This window comes from Microbacterium sp. (genome assembly GCF_041909575.1).
Lineage (GTDB): Bacteria > Actinomycetota > Actinomycetes > Actinomycetales > Microbacteriaceae > Microbacterium.
The window spans coordinates 1-3,550 of sequence record NZ_JAYRDE010000173.1 but is presented as its reverse complement, the minus strand read 5'-3'; the positions used below and the strand labels follow the sequence as shown (position 1 = coordinate 3,550).

Below are 3,550 nucleotides of genomic sequence, written 5' to 3'. Positions count from 1 at the left end.
CGATGGCGCTTCAGTTCGCTCCCCCGCTGCTGCTCGTCGGCGTCACCGGCTAAGTCGCCGACCGGTTCGATCGCCGCAAGCTGCTCGTCGTCACGCAGAGCCTCCTGCTCGTCGTCGGCGTCGGGATCGGCATCCTGCTCCTGCTCGGGGTGATGACCCTGCCGATCATGTACGCCTTCGCGCTCGGCCTCGGCATCATCGCCGCCTTCGACAACCCGGCGCGCCAGGCGTTCGTGTCCGACCTCGTCTCACGCGAGATCGCCTCCAACGCGGTCGCGCTCAACGCCGCGTCGTTCAACGGCGCGCGCATGATCGGCCCGGCCGTCGCGGGCGTCGTGATCGTCGCGGTGGGCACGGGCTGGGTCTTCCTCGTGAACGGGATCACGTTCCTCGGCATGATCATCGCGCTGCTGCTCATCCGCACCGACCAGCTCGTGCCCCGCGTCAAGGCGCCCGGAGCCTCGCGGCTCGCCGACGGGTTCCGCTACGTCGCCCGTCGACCCGACCTGATCGTCACGTTCGCGATGGTCTTCATCGTCGGGGCGTTCGGCATGAACTTCCCGATCTTCGCCTCCACGATGGCGCTCGAATTCGGCCAGGAGGCCGACGGCTACGGCCTCCTCAGCTCGATCCTCGCGATCGGCTCGCTCGCCGGTGCGCTCATGGCAGCCCGCCGCGACCGCGCGCGGATCCGCGTGGTGATCGGGGGCACGCTGCTGTTCGCGGCGGCCGCCACGGTGTCGGCCTTCATGCCCACGTACTGGGCATATGCCCTCACGCTCATGTTCACCGGATTCGCCGTGGTGACGATGCTGACGACCGCGAACGGGTACGTGCAGACGACGACCGACCCCGTCCTGCGAGGCCGCGTGCTCGCCCTCTACATGGCGATCCTGATGGGCGGCACCCCGATCGGAGCTCCGATCGTCGGCTGGGTCGCGGCCGAGTTCGGCCCACGTCAGGCGATCCTGCTCGGCGCGGGCGCCGGCCTCGTGGCCTTCACGATCGGCGCGACCTGGCTGATCGTGTCGGGGCGGCTGCACCGCAGCGAGGAGAAGCGCTTCCTCCTCACGATCGACGAGACCCGCCCGCTGTCGGTCGTGCAGCCCGTGCCCGAGGAGTTCAGCGACGAGGTCGCCTCGACGACGCCGGTGCGCGTTCCCGACGACGCGACCCGCGAGCGCCGCGCCAGCTGAGTCGCCGGACGGCGCCGGCCAGCCGGCTCGTCAGCGTGGCTCGCGGACCCCGACCCGCCCGAGGTGGGCGTTGCCGAACCTCCCGGCCGGGTCCAGCCGCTCGTAGACGGCCCGCGCATCCGCCAGGCGCGGGTGCACGCGCTCGATCGCGGCCCGGTCGAGGCCGTGGTGCTTCCCCCAGTGCGGCCGGGCATCGAACGGCTCCAGCGCGGACTCGATCATCGGCAGCACCTGCCCGACCGCAGCGGGGTCGTTGCGCCACGTGAAGTGGATCGCGAGCACGTCCTGCCCGTGCGCCGGACTCAGCCACAGCTCGTCGGCTCGCGCGGTGCGCAGCTCGCTCACGAAGAGGACGGGCCGGATCAGCTCGCCCAGGGCGAGCACCGCGCGCAGTGCATCGGGGGCGCGGTCGCGGGCGACGAAGTACTCGCTCTGGATCTCGTCGCCGAACGACGGCTCGCCGTCGAGCCGGAAGTGCGGCAGCCGGTGCATCCAGGCACCGGGGACGCCGCGCAGCTCGGTGATGTCCGCGAGCCCGGCGAGGGGCTCCGCATCGGCGTCGCGCACGCCGTCGAGGAGACCGTCCGGCACCGGGTCGGTGTCGGCATCCAGGCGCGTCTTCACCCACACGTACCCGACGGTGCCCGGCTCCCAGCGAGTGAACACCGACACCGAATAGCCGGCGCCCGTCACCTCGGGGAGCGCGCCGAGCGCGGCATCCCACGACACCCCGGTGTATACGTCCTGGCGCATGCGGTAGGACGGCTCGGTGGCGAGATCGAGCGACAGCACGATGCCGTAGGCGCCGAGGCCCACGGCGAGCGCCGGAAAGTCGGCGTCGGCCGGTGACACCGAACGGATGTCGCCGCCGGCGTCGAGATAGCGGATGCCGCGCACGGCCGTGGTGAGCACGCCGTTGGCGTCGCCCGACCCGTGGGTGCCGGTCGCCGTGGCACCGGCAACCGAGATGTGGGGCAGGGATCCGAGGTTGTGCAGGGCGCGGCCGCGCTCTTCGAGCCACAAGGCCAGCACGCCGTAGCGCGTTCCCGCAGCGACGCGGACGGTTCCGTCGGCGTCGAGCCGGAATCCGCCCTCGAGGCCGGCGAGGTCGATGAGGGTGCCGTCGGTGTCGGGCAGGTCGCTGAACGAGTGACGTGTGCCCAGTGCCCGCACCCGCCCGCTCGTGGACGTCACCGCCCGCCGGACGTCGTCCTCGGTGCGGGCCGCGACCAGTGCGGGCGCGCGGTACTCGTAGGTGCCTGCCCAGTTGCGGGTCATGCGCGTGCCCTCGTGGACTCGCGCACGATCAGCTCGGGCTGGAAGACCACCTGCTTCCGCTCGGGGTCGCCGGCCACCTCCGCGAGCAGCAGCTCCACCGCGCGCAGCCCGATCAGCTCGCTGGGCTGGCGGATGGAGGAGAGCGGCACGACGGTCGCCGACGAGAAGTCGATGTCGTCGTAGCCGATGATCGCGACGTCGTCCGGCACGGCGACCGACCCGAGCATGACGAGAGCCTGGAGGACGCCGACCGCCAGCAGGTCGTTCGCGGCGAACACGCCGTCAGGGCGATCGGATGCCGGGAGGTCGCGCAGTCGCTCGCCTGCGGCGCGGCCCTCGAGCACCGTGAGCGCCGACGTCTCGACGACCTCGAGCGCGGCATCCGTCACCTCGGCCACGGCGCGACGGGCTCCCTCGAGGCGGTCCGCGACCTGGCGGACCGATGCGGGTCCCCCGACGAAGGCGATGCGGCGCCGGCCGGTGTCGAGCAGGTGACGGACGGCGAGGTACCCGCCCGAGACGTCGTCGACCGAGACGGACGAGAAGTCGCTGCCGTCGCTCGGCCGGTCGACGAGCACGGCGGGGATGCCGCGGCGGCGAAGCCCCTCCAGCCGCGCCGAGACGTCGTCCACCGGCGTGATGAGGACCCCGTGCACCCGCTGCTGCTCGAAGAGGTCGAGATAACCGGATTCGCGGGAGGGGTCGTCGTCGCTGTTGCCGAGCAGCACCGACAGCTCGCTCTCGGCCGCCCGGCGCTCCGCCCCGCGGGCGACGTCGGTGAAGAAGGGGTTGCGCACGTCCAGCACGATGAGCCCGATGCTGCGGCTGTGCCCGGCCCGCAGCTGGCGCGCGGCATCGTTGCGCACGAAGCCGAGGCGGTCGATCGCCTCCTGTACGCGCTCGACCGTCGCGGGCGCGACCTTGCCCGGACGATTGAGCACATTCGACACGGTGCCGACCGAGACGCCCGCGAGCACCGCGACGTCCTTGACGCTCACCGACATGTCCGCTCCTGATCCGCGCCCGCCCGGGCTTGCGTGAAACGATACCGGCGAGTTAGAGTTTGAAACGATTCA

The 3,550-nt window shown here is 71.9% G+C and carries 2 protein-coding genes and 1 pseudogene; 1 reads left to right on the top strand and 2 read right to left on the bottom strand.

The window, feature by feature from the left end; genetic code table 11:
- Positions 1–1,196, top strand: a pseudogene (locus ACE3O1_RS15145) (MFS transporter); the annotation flags it as partial.
- A gap of 30 nt (positions 1,197–1,226) precedes the next feature.
- On the opposite strand, the gene ACE3O1_RS15140 reads toward ACE3O1_RS15145, so the two are convergent.
- Positions 1,227–2,474, bottom strand: coding sequence for an FAD-binding protein (locus ACE3O1_RS15140; RefSeq protein WP_374316463.1), 1,248 nt, complete (start codon positions 2,472–2,474; stop codon positions 1,227–1,229).
- Complete coding sequence (locus ACE3O1_RS15135) at positions 2,471–3,478, bottom strand: LacI family DNA-binding transcriptional regulator (RefSeq protein WP_374316461.1); 1,008 nt, start codon at positions 3,476–3,478, stop codon at positions 2,471–2,473. Before ACE3O1_RS15135 ends, ACE3O1_RS15140 begins: the two co-directional genes overlap by 4 nt.
- Positions 3,479–3,550: the final 72 nt, after the last annotated feature.